Source organism: Microcoleus sp. PH2017_24_DOB_U_A, assembly GCF_020738205.1.
In the GTDB taxonomy this organism is placed as follows: domain Bacteria; phylum Cyanobacteriota; class Cyanobacteriia; order Cyanobacteriales; family Microcoleaceae; genus Microcoleus.
The window spans coordinates 71417-88683 of record NZ_JAEQCT010000061.1 but is presented as its reverse complement, the minus strand read 5'-3'; the positions used below and the strand labels follow the sequence as shown (position 1 = coordinate 88683).

Genomic DNA, 17267 nt, shown 5'->3' with positions numbered 1-17267 from the left:
GCAATTTCCGGGAAATGTGATGTTGTAAAATAGATTTTTGGAACGAACCGCGAACTCCGCAAACTTGGAGAACAAAAGCTCGATCAAAAAAACATCCTTAGTCGAGTTTATTGAGTCCGGAATTTGGTACAATGCCAACAATTTCTCTCAAAAACTTCTCTTTTCTTCCTCTGCGTTCTCTGCGCCCTCTGCGGTTAAAAAAAATCTCATTCACAAATCAAATAAAATTGGACTAAAACTCCCTATGCCTAACCCAGAAATTCGCACAGCTAACGTCACAATTCCCAATAGAGATTTGCAAATCGCGGCTTACCTAGCCCAACCCGCCGCCGCAGGGCAATTTCCCGCTGTGATCGTGATTCAAGAAATCTTTGGCGTCAACGCACACATCCGCGAAGTTACAGAAAGAATAGCAAAGGAAGGATATGTGGCGATCGCCCCAGCCATCTACCAGCGCCAAGCCCCCGGCTTTGAAACCGGCTACACGCCCGAAGATATCAAAATCGGCAGACAATACAAAGAACAAACTACCGCATCCCAACTGCTGAGCGACATCCAAGCCGCCATCGATTACCTCAAAACCTTACCATCCGTCAAACAGCAAGGTTTTGGCTGTATCGGTTTCTGCTTTGGCGGACACGTCGCCTACCTCGCGGCGACTTTGCCCGAAATCAAGGCTACAGCGTCGTTCTACGGCGCTGGTATCGCCACTCTCACCCCCGGGGGCGGATCTCCCACGATCGATCGCACAGCGGACATTAAAGGTACTCTCTACGCCTTTTACGGCACTCAAGACGCCAGCATTCCCAAAGAACAAGTTGACCAAATTGTCGCAGAATTGCAAAAACACAGAATTCCTTACCGAATTTTCAGCTACAATGCCGATCATGGCTTCTTCTGCGACCATCGCGGCAGTTTCAACGCTACCGCAGCAGCCGAATCGTGGGTGCAAGTGAAGCAGCTATTTCAACACGAACTTCAACCAGCTTAGAGAGTGGAAGATGAGAGAGAGGGGAGAGGGGGAGAGTGGGAGAGTGGGGGAACATCTTGCTTCTTGCTTCAACAACTGACAACTGTCAACTGACAACTGACAACTGTCAACTGACAACTAATTTACTGATAACTGACAACTAAACTGACATGAATTCCAAATCTACAGGTTCTCAAAGCGCAAAAGCATCTTTTTCAATGGATGATTTTGCTAAAGCCCTCGAACAGCACAATTATGAGTTCCAGAAGGGACAAGTAGTGCGCGGCAAAGTGTTCGAGTATGACTCAAATGGCGCGTATGTTGATATCGGCGGCAAGTCTTCGGCTTTTTTGCCGATCGAAGAGGCTGCTTTGAGAACGGTAACGGATTTGTCGGAAGTCGTTCCGCTAGACGAGGAACGGGAATTTTTAATTATCCGCGAACAAGATGCAGACGGCCAAGTTACTCTGTCTCTGAAACAGTTACAAATTCAGCAAGCTTGGGAAGATTTAGTTGCATTGCAGGAAACTGGTAAAGTGCTTCAGGTGCGGGTTTCTGGGGCGAATAAGGGCGGCGTGACGGTGGATGTTGAGGGAATGCGCGGTTTTATTCCCCGATCGCACTTAGCCCAACGCGATAACATAGAATCGCTGATTGGTCAATCTTTGACCGTGAATTTCTTGGAAGTCGATCGCGAACGAGAAAAACTCGTACTTTCCCAGCGGATGGCCACTCAATCTTCTGCCTTAAATCAGTTGCAAATCGGTCAATTAGTGGAAGGAACAGTCAGCAGCATCAAGCCTTTTGGCGTGTTTGTGGATTTGGAAGGAGTTAGCGGTTTGCTGCACATCAAGCAAGTCAGCCAAAAATATATTGAGAACCTCGGACAAGTTTTCACCCCCGGCCAACCCCTGAAAGCCGTGGTAGTTGACCTCGATCAAAGTCGCGGTCGAATTTCGCTTTCTACTCGGGTACTCGAAAATTATCCAGGGGAAATGGTGGATAAAATGGCGGATGTCATGGATACCGCAGAAGAGCGATCGGAACGTGCTAGAAAAACTCTTTCTTAGGTTTTGACAATTGTACTCGTTTACTCGTTTTCACGCTAACCCTGAAAACGAGTAAACGAGGGAGGCGAAAATTATGAAAACTTGGGCGAAGGTATGTAGTTGCGCTTCAGCGCTCTTTATATATATATATGTTGATCGAGAGCAAGGTATGTAGTTGCGCTTCAGCGCTCTTGATTATATATATTTATCAAGAGCAATGTGCGATCGGACAAGGTATGTAGTTGCGCTTTAGCGCTCTTTATATATTATAATCAAGAGCGCTCAAGCGCAACTACGTACCTTTCGGAGCGCTCAAGCGCAACTACGTACCTTTCGGAGCGCTCAAGCGCAACTACGTACCTTTCTACGTACCTTTCGGAGCGCTCAAGCGCAACTACGTACCTATTAAGAGTGCTCAACGACAACTTCCATTAAACAGTTTTAGCCGCAGTCGAACTTGTTTCAGTCTCAGCCTGTGCTTGCACCGTCCAAGCATTTTCCATATCTAGCACTTGTTTCGCCTGATAAACTGGTAAGTCAAACCAGAAAGTCGTGCCCACATTAACTTCGCTAACTAAATTAATTTTAGTGTGGTGTTTGTCAATAATGTTTCTGACAATCGAAAGACCTAATCCCGTGCCTTCTAGAGTGTGGACTCGGTTTTCTACCCGGAAAAAGCGATCGAAAATTGCCTGCTGATCTTCGGGATCTATGCCAATCCCGGTATCAGAAATTTCGATCCGCACCACCGGAAAATGGCTGGTATTTGGTGGAAATTTGTGGGTTCCGGATGCGCCGTCTTCGCGTGGATGAGCATCCGACTCTAGGAAATAGGCTCGAATTGCCACCTTACCACCGGACTCGGTAAATTTTAAGGCATTTCCTACTAAATTTGCAAATACTTGCAGCAGCAAATCGTAATGACCTAAAGCTGGCGGTAAATACGGGTCAACTTCTTGCTCTAATTCGATGCCTTTGTCCTTGGCATTTAACTGATAAGTCCGCAGGGTTTGTTCCACGGCTTGCGGGAGGTCAACCGCGTCCAATTGATAAATTCGGCAGGATTCTAGGCGCGATAAGTCTAACACGTCGTTGACTAAACGAGTGAGGCGATCGGTTTCTCGATTGGCAATTTCTAGAAATTCCCGGCGTTCGCTTTCTAGAAGGTCTTCTCCGTACTCGTGGAGAGTTTCGATAAAAGATTTGATATTAAATAAAGGGGTTCTCAATTCGTGAGAAACATTGCTGATAAAATTGCTTTTAGCCTCATTTAGTTCGACTTCGCGAGTGATGTCCTGCACTGTCATGGCAATGCCTTTGAGACTGTCTCGGTACTGTCCGGAACCTTGATGCTTCGAGGTTTGCTCGTAGAATGTACACTCGATCGCGTTCGGGCGTTTTGACTCGGTACAGGTATTTTCCTCGTCGCGCACGCAGCTTTTGCACAGCGGTTCGGTTCCAGGGGCTTTGTGGAGAATTACGGTGGTTAGCAGAATCCGAATTGTGCGGTTGACTGGTTCGCTCAGAGTAATCCGAAATTCGCCGCCTTCGCGATCGCCCGCAGCGATTTCGTGCAGGGGTCTTGCTAACTCGCGCTGCACTTCCGCAGGTAAAATATTGACGACGTTAATGCCGATCGCATTTTTACCTTCCCATCCAAAAATCCGCCTCCCCGTCGGGTTGACTAAAATCACCTGCAAATTTGCATCCAGCAACAGCGCCCCATCAGCAATAGTTGAAACCAAAGTTTCTAGTTTCGCTTTTTCCGCTGTCAACTCTTCAATATTTTGTTCTTCATAACTCTCTAATTTCTCGGCCATCTCGTTAAAACTGCCGATCAACTCGCCCAATTCTCCCCCCAAAGGCAGGTCAACTCGCTGCTTAAAATTCCCGCCCGCGATATTTTTGACCCCAAATACTAATTGTTTGATCGGGTGAGTAATTGTCAGCGCATTAAATACAGCGCCCAAAATCACCATCACCCAAATCGTGACAAATACTGCTAAAGTAACATCCCTGGTTAGATTTGAAGAGATAACTGCTGCGGGATTTGGGTTAATGCCGATCGCCAAAACGCCTAAATACTTGTCCTCGTGAATTAGCGGCACAAATACGTCAGTAACTTCTCCGTCTGGCGTCAAGTGCTGCCGCACCAAAGGCAAAGAAGTTAAATTTCTCGCCTCAATGTCGGCGATAAAATTATCCGGGAGTTTAATTTGGCGGCGCAGTGTCAGGGAAGTTTGCACCTCAGATTCCGAGAAAGGTATCCCCAGAAAAATATCTCCTGCTTCGTCGCCGTACAGCATATAGCGGACGCTGGAGGTGCTGCTATAAAATTGGCGGGAAAAACGGGCTACTTCGGAGCGATCGTTTTTTGCAATCAACGGCGCCACATTTGCCGCCAAGAGCAGACCGAGGTCGCGGCCGTAGCGAGTATCGTTAAGTCTGGCGTCTAGTTGGATAGTATTCACGGCCCAAAAAGTCAGGCCGCTCATAATTAACGAAACTACGAGGGTAGCACCGGCCATCAGGCGAGTCTGGAGGGTAAAATCCGACCACCAGCGGGCAATAATTTCTCCGATTTTGTTTAGTATGGCCAGCATTTGAGCAGTTCACCAGTTGAATATTAAAAGGAAGATTAATTGAGTTTGTGGTCGATCGATTTTTCTGTCGCGACTTGTCCGCTACTGCCACCGCAGATGTGCCAAACTTTATTGTGGCACTTCTACCTTGAAATTGCTCTGCTTTTGGGCGGCCAAAACCTCTATCCTCCGGGGTTTTAATTCTATCTTCTGCTTGGGGGAGTTCTAGTATCCCCAGCGTGTCGAGCTTTCGGATAGCAGCGGCCACAGCAGGCCGCAATTCCTAATTTCGATCGACACTGGGCTCGACACTGGGCTCAACACTGGGCTCAACACTTGGCTCGACACTGGGCTCAACACTTGGCTCAACACTTGGCTCGACACTGGGCTCGACATTTTGAGGGGCCAGCGCTCGAAGGCCGATATCCCGGCGGCAGTAAACCCCTTCAAATTGGATGCAATCAACTGCTGCATAAGCTTTAGAGATAGCTTGTTCCAAAGTTTCTGCAACCGCCGTGACGCCCAAAACGCGGCCGCCCTCGGTCACTAACTGCTGCTGCTTCAACTGAGTGCCGGCGTGAAACACTTCTGCACCTTTGGCTTCAGCTTCCTCGATACCTGTAATAACTTTGCCTTTTTGATAATTTCCGGGATAGCCCCCAGAAGCTAAAACCACGCAAACAGAAGCCCCAGACTTCCAGCGAATGTTGGAATATTCACCCAGACGCTGCTGACAACAAGCAAACACCAAATCTTCCAGGGGAGTTTCCAAGAGGGACAAAACCGCTTGAGTTTCGGGATCTCCAAAACGACAGTTGAATTCTAAGACTTGAAGTTCTCTTTTCGGTGTAATCATTAAACCTGCGTAGAGGACGCCCCGGTAATCGATGTTGCGCTTTTGTAGCGCAGCGAGGGTAGGTTCAAGAATTTCTGCTTGAATCCTGTCCATTAGTTTGGGCGAGACAATTGGCGCTGGGGCGTAGGCTCCCATACCGCCGGTATTGGCTCCCTTGTCGCCTTCGCCAATGGCTTTGTGGTCTTGAGCTGCCAGCAGCGGTTCTACTGTGATACCGTCGGTGAGGGCGAGAATAGAGACTTCTTGACCGGTTACATATTCTTCGACGACGACTCGGAGGTTGTCGGTGCCGAATTCGCCTCTAAAAATGGTGTTGATGGCGCTGTGAGCCATTTTGACGGTGGTAGCAACGGTGACTCCTTTGCCTGAGGCGAGTCCGTCTGCTTTGATGACTATGGGTACTCCTTGTTCCACAACATATGCTTTGGCTGCTTCTGCGCCTGTAAATACGGCAGCTTTGGGTGTTGGGATTTGTGCTTCCAGCATCAATTCTTTGGCCCAGGATTTGCTGGATTCAATTTGGGCGCCGGCTTTGTTGGGGCCGAAAATCATCAGTTTTCGCTGTTGGAAGTAGTCAACGATGCCTAGCGATAGGGGCAATTCCGGGCCGACGATGACGAGTCCGATGTTGTTCACCATCACAAAGCGTTCTATGCCTTGGAAGTCGTCGATGTTGAGCGACAGATTTTGACAGCCTTTTGTGGTAGCTGTGCCGCCGTTGCCCGGAACGCAGAATACTTGTTTAATCCGCGTAGATTCTAGCAGTTTTTTTGCGATCGCGTGTTCGCGACCTCCGTTCCCCACAACCAAAACTTTCACAGTATCCTCACCTATAAATTTTGTTCCCTGAATGTCGCATTTTCAGTGTTTGCACCTGTCTATCTGCTTTTTGCAGTGCTGTCAATTATGCCATGCTTGGCGAATCGTGAATTGCTAGATGTGGCACTTTTCTGGAGGAGTGGGGAGCGATCGCTATTTGCCGGCATCCTGGGATCGTGCAATAATTCAAGACTTTCGCCGTCGATTTTTTCTAGGTTCTGCCTCGATTAAATCGTGCAATTAGCCCAAAAAAATTGCTTTTAAATATTCAATATTTCTCATACATTCGGCTACAAATAGCGATAAAATAAACAAGTTGATACCAGGAATTTTACTCACATGAAATCTAATCAAACCGCTGCGAGTTCGCCTGCCAAATTGAAGCGGGTGGGCGTTGTCGGCGGCGGTCAGCTAGCTTGGATGATGGGAGAAGCTGCTAGCGCGCTGGGTATTGAATTGGTAGTCCAAACTCCTAATGGTGATGACCCGGCAGTTTCTGCTGCTGTGGGTGCTGTTTTGGGGGCTGTTGATGATGTTTTGGCTACGGCTTATTTGGCGGATGGCTGCGATGTTATTACTTTTGAAAATGAGTTTGTGGATTTGGATGGTTTGCGAACGCTAGAACAGCAAGGTGTGTTATTTCAGCCGAGTTTGTCGTCGCTTTCTCCTTTGTTGGATAAGTACGTGCAGCGCTGTTATTTACAAAGGTTGGGTTTGCCAACTCCCAGGTTTTGGGCGCCAGATAGTATGGCGGATTTGGATTTAGATTTGTTGCAGGAACCCCAGGGAAGGCAGATTGGAGCAGGGGCTGTGGGGCATGAACCTATGTGCGGGGAAGTTGCGATCGACAATTTAGCAATTTCTGTTTCCGACAGCACACAGATAGAACAAAACTCGGAATCTGGGCCTAGAGATTTTCCCTTTGTCGTCAAAGTTCGCCGCCACGGTTACGACGGCCAAGGTACTTTTATTGTTAAGGATCGCGAGAGTTTTGAGTCAATTAGCGCTACACTTAAAGGTCAGTCTTTGCTGGTAGAAGAGTTTGTGCCGTTCGATCGCGAGTTGGCTGCGATCGCAGCTCGATCGGTAACTGGTGAAATAGCGATTTACCCGATCGTGGAAACTCAACAGCAAAATCAGGTTTGTCGTGTAGTGATTGCCCCCGCCGATATTAGTTTAGAGGTGCAAACCGAAGCTTGTGCGATCGCCCGTACTCTCCTCAACAGCTTAGAAGCCGTCGGCGTATTCGGCATTGAATTATTTTTAACCGCCGACAATAAGCTGTTAGTCAATGAAATTGCTCCCCGCACCCACAACTCGGGACACTTTACAATCGATGCTTGCAAAACTTCACAATTTGAACAGCATTTGCGCGCAGTTTGTCAACTGCCTTTAGGTAATTGCGATCTAAAATGTGCAGGTGCTGTGATGGTAAATTTGCTGGGCTACGAGTCTGCGGAGTCAGATTATTTAGAGAAACGAAAACAACTGGCACAAATTAGCGGCGCTTTTGTACATTGGTATGGTAAGAAAGTATCCCGCCCTGGCAGGAAACTGGGTCACGTTACTGTCCTCTTCGACGGGGACTTGGGGGGATCGCTCAAACCATTGAATCTATCTGGTATGGAAGTTAAATTGCTCGAAGAGTTGCCAAAATCGAGTTAGTTGCTGTATGTTAACTACCAGCCGGGAAGTCTAAGGGTATATTTAGAGGGGATTAATCTCAATTGCTGCGCGAAGTACCCCGTTGGGAATTACTCCTTGGGATGAAAGGCTCGTCGGGTGTAGATACCGAAACCGACAATTATTCTTTTATACCCCTTGATGATCTGGAAATACTCTGATACTATATTAACAAGTGGGGGTGGAACTACCTCACTATAAAAAGCCTTTGAAAAAAAGGAAAAAGAAGCCTGCGGTCTAACTGTACTCAGTTGACAGTCAGGTTTGTTCACATAAAGGTTCTACTGCGACGTTGGTGACTGCCAATAATGTTTTTTTGATCTATAACTCTTAACTCTCGGGAATCAAGATGTTTGGACAGCAGTAAACTGGGCTTGTACCCAGAAACTTTAAGTCCGAGCCAACGGTGCCCACCTGGTAAAATACCAGGTCAAAAGCTGAGGTAAGACGGCGTTGCGGTGAACCCTTAAAATATTGATTGAGATAGGCGCTAATATGGCTGGCCTATTTTTTTTATTGGGAATTGGGAATTGGGAATTGGGAATTGGGAATTGGGAATTGGGAATTGGGAATTGGGAATTGGGAATTGGGAATTGGGAATTGCATAAGTCCTATGATTATTAGTTTCGATCGCAAATAACACATAAATACTGACTACCGACTACTGACTACTGACTACTGACTACTGACTTCTTCTCAACCTTCCCGTACCATCCAGACAAGCATCGACAAAATTGTCTCGACAGGAGGAAACGGATAATCACTGACATCAATAGTCACAACTTGCCCTTCGAGCTTCATAAATCTCCAAGCAGTGCCGGTAGTTACTGAACCGTAAATAATCGGAATTGAATTATTGTTAATTTCATTAAATCTTTGAGCCGCCACCATTTCAGCAATGCACTGTCCTAAACCGCTGTTAATGTTATCTCGCTTCGCTTCTACTAGCATAACAGCAGGTGCTTCTATCTCAAATTGCTCAGGAGAGCGACTGATTAAAAAATCGCAAACTCCGTTTAATCCCGCTGCGGTATCCACGGTGAAATCGGTGCCGGAAAATACGCTGATTTGGCGGTTCAGCAACCGTTTGACTTCCAAAAGTGCGGGGGCGATAATTAGTTCTGATTTAGCTTTTTCGGTTCCTACTGCGATCGCCCAAGGCACTGTATCTGCCAACAAACCTGCTAAAATAGCACTGGGTGCGATCGGCTCAACTTCCGGCAAAAAACGCCCGCCTTCAACTGCGGTCAATCCGAAGCTTTGCTTAACCTTTCGCAGTGTAAAATCGCTGTATGCCATGATTTTGATTTCAAATTTAATCAGATGCTATATTAACATCAATAAAAATGGTGCTTTCAATGCCCTACAGTGAATTCACACTCAGAAAAGCTAAACGCGATTTCGGCTTAACTACCGTAGAAGCAGGCAGATTTTTGCCACCAACCGAACCCATCGAGCCTAGTGTATATTTAACTGAATCCCTCATTGAAGGATTGCCGCTTGCTACAGCGACGGGTTCTGAAAAAGCGCGATCAGAACTGATTATTAGTCCTATTTTAGTCGAAGTCCGCAAGATTTTACAGCGGCAAGTGAGTCTATTTTCGGGAGAAGATTTTACTGTAGAGCCGGAGTTGGGATTGAGTGGTATCTGCGATTTTTTAATTAGTCGTTCTCCCGAACAAATATTAATCGAAGCACCAGCAATTGTGATTGTTGAAGCGAAAAAAGCCGATTTAAAAATGGGATTGGGACAGTGCGCGGCCGAGATGGTAGCAGCTCAAAAGTTTAATGAAATCAACAATATTGCGATCGGCACAATCTACGGAAGTGTCAGTAGTGGCACTGCTTGGAGATTTTTGAAGTTGGAGGCAAAAACTCTGACAATTGACCTCAATGACTATCCTGTGCCGCCTGTGGAACCGTTGCTGGGGATGTTGGTTTGGATGGTTCGCGATGGTTAGGGCGATCGGCTTTAAGTTGAATTTTAAATTAATTGCGATCGCCCCTTGCCATTCACAGTTCGCTCTGCTATTCTCTAAAAAAGACCGATAAGTCGGTTAGCGCCATAAAAATGTCAAAAGCTCAAGAAACCAGAGAAAAAATTCTCAGGGAAGCCGCAGCACTGTTCAATCAGTACGGCTACTCAGGTTCTTCTATGTCTGACATCATGCGCGTTACAGGCTTGCAAAAAGGAGGAATTTACAACCATTTCAAGAGCAAAGATGAGTTAGCCCTGCAAGCTTTTGACTTTGCGGCTGAATGTATGCGCCGACAATATCTCGGGGCTTTGAAAGGAAAACGTCATGCGGTCGATCGGCTAAAAGCTGTTATATCTTTATTTAGCACGTTTGCCGAAAATCCTCCAATTCCAGGCGGCTGTCCCCTGTTAAATACAGCAGTTGAAAGCGATGATGCTCATCCAGCTTTGCGTCAGCGGGTACAAATAGCAATGGATGGTTGGCGCGCTTTGATTTGCAAAATTATTAACAAAGGAATTGCTAAAGGCGAAGTTCGAGAAAATGTCGAAGCCGATGTAGTCGCAACTATTGTGATTTCAACCCTGGAAGGAGCCGTGATGATGAGTAAACTTTATGGGGATGCAATTCATGTCAAAAGAGCAATTGAGCATTTGCACGGATATCTCGACAGTCAACTTTAGAACCGAATAATTTTTTTGTTATCAAACAGACCTTTCGGTCTCAAGAGAGCAATTTCTCCTCGTTACTAGGCTCTGCCTCCAATTTTCCTCCCCAATCGAGGCAGTTTTTCAATTATTAAAAATAGACTGAGAGTACCCAAAATGCAAGCATCCAGCGAACAGAAAAGACCTTTGGAAATAGAATTAAGCTTTCCCGTACAAACTTACGATATCGACTTTGCGGGAATCGTTAGCAATATTGTTTATATCCGCTGGTTGGAAGACTTGCGGATCGCACTTGCTGATGCTTATTTTCCAGTACAGAAAATGCTGGAAAACGGTGTGGCTCCAATGCTGGTGAAAACAGCAATTGAATACAAGCAGCCGATTAATATTTTCGATAAACCAACTGGGAAAATTTGGATGAGTAAAATGAAATCGCTGAAGTGGATGATGGATGCTGAAATAATTGTAGCTGGGAAAGTCGCTGCTATCGCCCAACAATCTGGTTGTTTTATTGAACTATCAACTCGCAAACCAGTGCCGATTCCATCTGAGTTTTCTCAAGCATATTTGGCTCAACAGTAAATCGATAAATTTTCACACAAAATACTTTTTGTAGTCAGGAGTTTAGTCCTTAAATTTTACGCCGATCGTCCGAAATAATACCAATACCAAACTGCAAATATTTACAAATCTCAATTACTTTATGAATCATTCAACAATTGCCAATACCGAAGTTATCCGCCTCATCACCATCCCCATCAGTCACTACTGCGAAAAAGTGCGGTGGGCCCTTGACTTGCTAAAAATTCCCTACATTGAAGAAAGACACGTACCACCTTTTCACCGATCGGCCACCAGCAAAAACGGAGGTAGCAGCGTTCCTGTTTTAGTTACCAAATCTGGCAATTTTACAGATTCAACAGATATTTTGCATTACCTCGATACAATCAGTTCATCAGGTCAGTATTTGTATCCGACAAATGTAGAAATGCGCCAAGAAGTCGAAGCACTTGAAGAGTTATTTGATGCTAGACTGGGAGAATATACTCGCAATTGGGGATATTTTTATCGATCGGGCGATCGCAAAACAATGCGAAGAGCTTGGTGCAACAGTACCCCCGTACTTGAGCGAATAGGGTTTGAAATAGCCTTTCCGTTGATTAGCGCCAAAGTGCGGCAAGTCTACAACATAACAGCAGATTCCGCCGCCAGTTCGCTGCAAGGAATCAAAGAAATTTTTGAGATTGTCGATCGAAGATTAGCAGGTGGCAAAACCTATTTAGTAGGCGATACAATATCCGCAGCCGACATAACTTTTGCAGCGCTGGCGGCTCCGGTTTTGCTGCCGTCGGAACATCCGGTTTCGGTAGCGAAAATTGAAGAATTGCCGATCGAAATGGCAGCAGTAATTAAAGAATTGCAGTCAACTGCCGCCGGAGTTTACGCCCTCCGCTTGTATCGAGAGCAGCGCCGAGTTCAGTCATCCCATCCCGATCGTCGCAAATCCAGCTTGCAGAAAGTAGCAGAAACGTGATACAGTTGAAGCTTGTGTCCAAATAACACCACTCCATGCCAAAACTCAAAACTCGCAAAGCAGCCGCAAAGCGCTTTAGAGCGACCGGCAGCGGAAAAATTGTGCGCCGCAAAGCTTACAAAAGCCACTTGCTTTCACACAAAAGTTCAGCTCGCAAAAGCCGTCTCTCTAAGCTGGTCGTCATCGATGAGACCAATGATGGTAACGTGCGGTTAATGCTTCCATACTTGTAAAGTTTAACGGAAATTCAAAGATGACACGGGTAAAACGCGGTAATGTCGCCAGAGCGCGCCGCAAAAAAATTCTCAAATTAGCCAAGGGTTTCCGCGGGGCACAGTCCAAACAGTTCCGCACAGCTAACCAACGGGTGATGCAAGCCCTGCGAAATGGTTATCGCGATCGCAAAAAACGCAAACGCGATTTCCGCCGCCTGTGGATTGCTCGGATCAATGCTGCATCGCGCCAACACGGCACGAGCTACAGCAGACTGATCGGCAACATGAAGAAAGCCAATATCGAAATCAACCGCAAAATGCTGGCACAAATGGCAATCATTGACCCCGCAACATTCGGTAAAGTCGTGGAAATGGCAAATCGAGCCGGATCGTGAAAGCTTGAATAGTTTTCAGACAGAAGAAAGCAGAAGTAGGAAAGATTTAGCTATCTGCCAGAGAAGGAAAACTCCTGATAAATCTAGGAGGTTGAGACTCATTTTCCTTCTTTGTTCTTACTTCTGGATTCTTGATTTTTCAGAAATCGCGATCGGGCTAGTCGATCGCCATTTTCGTGTTTTTATATAGTTGCCAAGGCAAATCTCACAGATTGCTAGCGGATTAAAATAAATAAAACCTTCCACAAACCAACTAACATAAAAAAACATGGATAGTAATTTGCTGATTGTTTACCTGTCAGTTTTGCTGGCTATACTCGGTAGCACTTCCTGGTTTGTTGTGCGCCAGATTTTCAAAACTCGGAAGCTGGAAATGTCCTTGGAACGCTTAGAAAATAAGCTGACCATAGAAAAAGGAACAGCACAGGAATACTACGAGTTAGGCAGTATCTATGTAGATAAGAAACTTTACTCCCAGGCGATCGTACTATTTCAAAAAGCTCTGAAAAGCCAAGAATTAGCAGGCGAAGAAGATCTAGCATTTCTTTACAACGCCCTAGGTTTTGCCCACTTCGGCCAAGAACAGTACGACATCGCGATCCGTCAGTACAAAGAAGCCCTGAAGTTGCAGCCCGACTACGTTACATCTCTCAACAATCTCGGTCACGCCTATGAGCGCAAGAAATTAACAGCTCAAGCCTTGGAAATGTACGAACAAGCTCTCACCTGCGATCCAGAAAATGCCACTGCTAAAAAGCGAGTAGAGTCCCTCAGGAAGCGTTTGGTAATCTATAATTGAGGGCCGGTGTTACGAGCAATACAGATCCCGCAAACCTGGTTTCATTCAGAAACCGGGTTTTTTCTTCCCATAATCAAAGAGACTAGACTATCGAACACCTTAATGCGTTAGTTTTTAAGAACAGGAATTCACCTAATGCGAGCGATCGCAGGCGATCCCAACAGTTTAAACTACTGTCAAGATCGAAGCAGTGCCTGCAACATCGGTCAGTCCTAAACAATTGAAGGAGGAGAACGTAGTGACATCAATTCTCGTTGTCGAAGATTCGTGGTTGACTCGCAGGGTGATCTGCAAAATCCTGCGAGCAGAAGGATACGAGACTTGGGAAGCATCGAGCGGCCCGGAAGCTCTGGAACTTCTGGCCGCTAAGACCCCAAACTGTATGCTCTTAGATTTGCTGATGCCAGAAATGGAAGGTCGCGAAGTCCTGCAAGCCATGCGCGATCGAGGATATAACATTCCAGTCATCGTCATTACCGCAGATATTCAAGCAACCACCAAATCCGAATGCATGGAACTCGGAGCCCTGGCAGTAATTCACAAAATGCCCAACTCAGACGAACTAATCGGGTGGATCAAAAAAGCTCTCAGTGCCAGCGAGGAGAGCGCCCCATGAAATTAAGCGCTCGACAGCTCGATGCTTTGCAGGAACTCGTCAACATCGGGATCGGTCAAGCAGCAGGGATTTTGAACGACATGATCGAATCTCCCATTCGCTTGCAAATTCCCTACCTCCAAATCCTGTCTCCAGCCGACGTGCAAACAGAATTAGAGCAGCACCTCAACGGCGAACAAATTTCCGCCGTCCAGCTCAAATTTACTGGTTCCTTTGGAGGCATTGCCCAGCTAGTCTTTCCCACCAACAGTGCGGCCACGCTCGTGACCATGCTGACTGGGGAAGAAGCTGGAACTCACGACCTGGATTCGGTCAAAATTGGTACGCTGAGTGAAGTAGGAAATATTGTAATCAACGGGGTCATGGGTGCAATCAGCAACGTACTTCAGCAGCGCCTGAACTACTCAATTCCCAATTACACGGAAGGGACGATCGCGACTTTGCTCACATCTGGCGGTTTGGCTGCTGATACAGTGGTTTTATTAGCCCAAACCCGTTTCATTATTGAAAGGCTTCACATTGAAGGAGATATCATCCTCATTTTCAATGTCAGTTCCTTTGACGCCTTGTTGGCTGCGATCAATCAACTTGCCGGGGGTCTATGATCGAGGAGAGCAAAACTATTGAGGAAAAGTTTGGAGTTCTCGACAGTGTACCAGTCGGCGCCTGCCTGCTGCGAGATGATTTTGTGGTGCTGTTTTGGAATGCCTGTCTGGAAGACTGGACGAAAATTGGGCGCGAGCAAATGTTGGGAACCAAGATCACAACTCATTTTCCTCACCTGAGCCAGCTCAAGTACGCAAATCGCTTCCAGCAAATCTTTGCAGGAGGCCCGCCAACAATTTTTTCTTCTCAAATTCACAAGCACCTGATTCCGGCAACTTGGCAAGAGGGCCAGCAGCGCATCCAGCAAACTACTGTGACGGCTGTCCCTGCACTTTCACCGGGCGTTGCAGAACTGAATATTCCCAACTTGATTCGATCGACTGTGGAGTTGGAACCAGATAGTATGGTGCGACAAGGAGATTCTGTTGGTGTCGCATTGCCGTCAAACTTTCGGGATTCAATTTCGCCTTACGGCTTTATCCCACCAAACTGCCAATCGTTTTACGCCCTGTTGGTAATACAAGACGTAACCGACCTCACCCACCGCATCCAAGCTTACCGCACGATGCGAGATCAAGCTTTGGAAGAAGTGGAAGTGCGCCAGCGGGTGGAAGCAGAATTGCGCGAGAGCCAGCATTTCATCCAGCAGATTGCCGATGTGGCGCCTTACTTACTCTACATTTACGACTTGACCGAACAGCGCAACGTCTATGTCAACGGTCAAGCTTCTAAGCTGCTAGGCTACACTCCCCAAGAAATTTTACAGATGCAAACAGCTTTGTATTCCAGTTTGGTGTACCCAGAAGATTTGCCGAGGCTATCCGCCCACCTGCAAAAATTTCCCTCAGTCGCAGACGGGCATATTTTGGAGTTGGACTATCGGCTCCAACACCGATCGGGCGAATGGCGCCACTTTCGCTGCCGCGATCAAGTGTTCGCCCGCACAGCAGAGGGGAAGCCCAAACAAATTTTCGGCACTGCTCAAGATATTACCGAGTACAAGCAGGCAGAAGAGGCGCTGCGACAACAAAACGAACGGGAACTGCTGATGGCGACGATTACTCAGCACATCCGCCAGTCTCTAGATTTGGGCGAAGTGCTCAGCACGACAGTGACAGAAGTGCGCCAGTTCCTTCAGGCCGATCGAGTGATGATCGTCCGCTTTAACCCCTGTACGGGCAGTCACTGCGCCACACCCCCGACGGGGGCGGTGACAGTGGAATCTGTAGCACTCAACTGTCGGCCGATGCTGGGAGAAACCCTGGAAAATTTCTGTTTTGACGAGTTCTATCTTGAAGCCTACCAACATCGGGCGATCCGACCGATCGCGGATGTCTCCGCCGCCGATTTGCCGCACGCTCAAATTGACTTGCTCGCACAATTTGAAGTCAGAGCTTATTTGGTAGTACCGCTAGTGCAAGGGGAGGAATTGTGGGGACTGCTGATGGCTCACCAGTGCAGTCCCCGACAGTGGATGCAGTTGGAAGTCGAGTTATTGTCTTCTCTGGCCACTCAGTTGGCGATCGCGATCAAACAAGCAGAACTCTACCAGCAGTTGCAAGCAGCCAACCTCAAGTTAGAGCGTTTAGCAACTTTAGACGAACTCACGCAGCTAGCAAACCGCCGTCGGTTCGATCAGTATTTAGACAGGGAGTGGCGCCGACAAGCGCGGGAACAAACACCTCTGTCCCTAATTTTGTGCGATATTGATTCTTTTAAAACTTATAACGATACCTACGGACATCCAAAGGGAGACGAGTGTTTGCGGCAAGTCGCCCAGGCGATCGGCAAAGCAATTAATCGCCCTGCCGATTTAGTAGCTCGCTACGGAGGCGAAGAATTTGCCGTTATTTTGCCGAATACGGCGAGTGAAGGGGCCGAGCTGGTAGCCGAACACATACAGCTCAAAATCGCAGCTTTACAGATTCCTCACGCTGGTTCTCAGGTGAGCAACTACGTCACTGTCAGTCTGGGGATAGCGACTATGGTTCCTATCTCTGAATCCGAAGCCTCTATTGCGATCGACGCAGCCGACGCAGCAGCGAGTACGGTTCCTGCATCTAAATCCCCAGCCTCGATATTGATTGACGCAGCCGACGCAGCGCTGTACCAAGCTAAAGATCTCGGGCGCGATCGCATCCAAGTTTACCAACCAGACCCTCCCACAGCCAAAACCAACGGCACAGCCCCTCCCGTGCGCCCGGTTGACTTTTCCCTACCCAATACTAATTTCCCCTCACCCACAAGCGCTTGACTTCTGCCAATATTTGTGAATTCGGAATAGACACTGACCCGAATCCGGCACTAATACCATTAAATATTTTAGATTAAATATTTTAAATTAAATATTTTAGAATGACTTATCACTATCAGGCTTTCGAGCTTGCCTACAGTTACATTCTTTTTTTTACCGCTATAACTTCAACACCGGAGACATTTTTATTCTAGCATTTTGGAACCAGCTTTGGCAAGAAAAAGTCTCAAATACAATCAGTTTTT

17 protein-coding genes and 1 other RNA gene are annotated in these 17267 nt (G+C 46.9%); 15 read left to right on the top strand and 3 right to left on the bottom strand.

Annotation, left to right across the window (positions count from 1 at the left end; genetic code table 11):
- Positions 1-244 precede the first annotated feature (244 nt).
- Positions 245-991, top strand: a complete 747-nt coding sequence (locus tag JGK07_RS18390) for a dienelactone hydrolase family protein (protein ID WP_293184726.1) — start codon at positions 245-247, stop codon at positions 989-991.
- A 149-nt stretch (positions 992-1140) separates the two neighbouring features.
- Positions 1141-2040 (top strand): S1 RNA-binding domain-containing protein, encoded by a 900-nt coding sequence (locus JGK07_RS18385; protein ID WP_293184723.1) that lies wholly within the window; start codon positions 1141-1143, stop codon positions 2038-2040.
- A gap of 410 nt (positions 2041-2450) precedes the next feature.
- Here the strand turns inward: JGK07_RS18385 and JGK07_RS18380 are convergent, their stop codons facing one another.
- Positions 2451-4622, bottom strand: coding sequence for a HAMP domain-containing sensor histidine kinase (locus JGK07_RS18380; RefSeq protein ID WP_293196903.1), 2172 nt, complete (start codon positions 4620-4622; stop codon positions 2451-2453).
- A gap of 262 nt (positions 4623-4884) precedes the next feature.
- On the bottom strand, positions 4885-6276 hold the full coding sequence (purD, locus tag JGK07_RS18375; protein WP_293184718.1) for a phosphoribosylamine--glycine ligase: 1392 nt from the start codon (positions 6274-6276) through the stop codon (positions 4885-4887).
- Between the two features lie 339 nt (positions 6277-6615).
- Between purD and JGK07_RS18370 the strand changes: the two genes are divergently transcribed.
- The 3 genes from JGK07_RS18370 (at position 6616) to JGK07_RS18360 (ending at position 8583) form a co-directional block, all read left to right on the top strand.
- Positions 6616-7941 (top strand): 5-(carboxyamino)imidazole ribonucleotide synthase, encoded by a 1326-nt coding sequence (locus JGK07_RS18370; RefSeq protein ID WP_366934312.1) that lies wholly within the window; start codon positions 6616-6618, stop codon positions 7939-7941.
- A gap of 296 nt (positions 7942-8237) precedes the next feature.
- Positions 8238-8425: non-coding RNA, 6S RNA (gene ssrS / locus JGK07_RS18365), on the top strand.
- Between the two features lie 29 nt (positions 8426-8454).
- A complete protein-coding gene (locus tag JGK07_RS18360) occupies positions 8455-8583 on the top strand; it encodes a hypothetical protein (RefSeq protein WP_293184713.1) in 129 nt (42 codons plus the stop codon).
- A 72-nt stretch (positions 8584-8655) separates the two neighbouring features.
- On the opposite strand, the gene JGK07_RS18355 is transcribed toward JGK07_RS18360, so the two are convergent.
- The gene (locus JGK07_RS18355; RefSeq protein WP_293184710.1) at positions 8656-9258 is read right to left on the bottom strand and encodes a hypothetical protein; all 603 of its coding nucleotides are present in this window, start codon (positions 9256-9258) and stop codon (positions 8656-8658) included.
- A gap of 59 nt (positions 9259-9317) precedes the next feature.
- Between JGK07_RS18355 and JGK07_RS18350 the strand changes: the two genes are divergently transcribed.
- From JGK07_RS18350 to JGK07_RS18305, 10 genes are all read left to right on the top strand, one after another.
- Positions 9318-9920: a hypothetical protein gene (locus JGK07_RS18350; protein WP_293184708.1), complete on the top strand. Its 603-nt coding sequence runs from the start codon at positions 9318-9320 to the stop codon at positions 9918-9920.
- A 110-nt stretch (positions 9921-10030) separates the two neighbouring features.
- The gene (locus tag JGK07_RS18345; protein WP_293184706.1) at positions 10031-10618 is read left to right on the top strand and encodes a TetR/AcrR family transcriptional regulator; all 588 of its coding nucleotides are present in this window, start codon (positions 10031-10033) and stop codon (positions 10616-10618) included.
- Positions 10619-10759: 141 nt separating this feature from the next.
- Positions 10760-11185: a thioesterase family protein gene (locus tag JGK07_RS18340; protein ID WP_293184703.1), complete on the top strand. Its 426-nt coding sequence runs from the start codon at positions 10760-10762 to the stop codon at positions 11183-11185.
- A 121-nt stretch (positions 11186-11306) separates the two neighbouring features.
- A complete protein-coding gene (locus tag JGK07_RS18335) occupies positions 11307-12137 on the top strand; it encodes a glutathione S-transferase family protein (protein WP_293212413.1) in 831 nt (276 codons plus the stop codon).
- Between the two features lie 35 nt (positions 12138-12172).
- Complete coding sequence (gene rpmI / locus JGK07_RS18330) at positions 12173-12370, top strand: 50S ribosomal protein L35 (protein WP_293126590.1); 198 nt, start codon at positions 12173-12175, stop codon at positions 12368-12370.
- Between the two features lie 20 nt (positions 12371-12390).
- Entirely contained in the window at positions 12391-12747 is a 357-nt protein-coding gene (gene rplT, locus JGK07_RS18325; RefSeq protein ID WP_293148587.1) for a 50S ribosomal protein L20, read from the top strand.
- Positions 12748-13015: 268 nt separating this feature from the next.
- Positions 13016-13546, top strand: a complete 531-nt coding sequence (locus JGK07_RS18320) for a tetratricopeptide repeat protein (protein WP_293184697.1) — start codon at positions 13016-13018, stop codon at positions 13544-13546.
- 238 nt (positions 13547-13784) lie between these two features.
- Positions 13785-14162 (top strand): response regulator, encoded by a 378-nt coding sequence (locus tag JGK07_RS18315; RefSeq protein WP_293184695.1) that lies wholly within the window; start codon positions 13785-13787, stop codon positions 14160-14162.
- Complete coding sequence (locus JGK07_RS18310) at positions 14159-14767, top strand: chemotaxis protein CheC (RefSeq protein WP_293148579.1); 609 nt, start codon at positions 14159-14161, stop codon at positions 14765-14767. Before JGK07_RS18315 ends, JGK07_RS18310 begins: the two co-directional genes overlap by 4 nt.
- Positions 14764-17022 carry a diguanylate cyclase gene (locus JGK07_RS18305; RefSeq protein WP_293190542.1) on the top strand — a complete coding sequence of 753 codons (2259 nt, stop codon included), beginning with the start codon at positions 14764-14766 and terminating at the stop codon, positions 17020-17022. Before JGK07_RS18310 ends, JGK07_RS18305 begins: the two co-directional genes overlap by 4 nt.
- Positions 17023-17267 lie beyond the last annotated feature (245 nt).